The sequence below is a fragment of the Corynebacterium sp. HMSC075D04 genome, assembly GCF_001815635.1.
GTDB lineage: Bacteria > Actinomycetota > Actinomycetes > Mycobacteriales > Mycobacteriaceae > Corynebacterium > Corynebacterium coyleae.
Map to the genome: position 1 here is coordinate 1 of NZ_KV821322.1, position 313 is coordinate 313.

1 pseudogene is annotated in these 313 nt (G+C 61.7%); it reads right to left on the reverse strand.

Annotated features, from left to right (window positions below):
* Positions 1-313, reverse strand: a pseudogene (locus HMPREF3048_RS12245) (HNH endonuclease); the annotation flags it as partial.

Consider the following 313-nt stretch of genomic DNA (forward strand, 5'->3'; position numbering starts at 1 on the left):
TTGTCTGCTCCGTGACGACAGCCAGGAAACGCACACACCGGGGAGACCAGCTTGGCCAGATCACGCTGCTTCTGATTCGCCAAACGCTGCGTGCGGTACAAGTTCACCGCACCGGCCTGCGGGTGAAACGCCGCCACCTCCAACGCATCACCGAACTGGGTGGCGAGAAACTCCGCACCAGTCATGGTGGTGCCATCAGTCATCGCCAACAGAACATCATCACCAGTGCCATCCAAGATGCGCAGATAATCCGGCAGCGGCACCAACACCGTGGGACGCGGCGCTGCGGTTGCGACCTTGCCCTCGCCGAAGA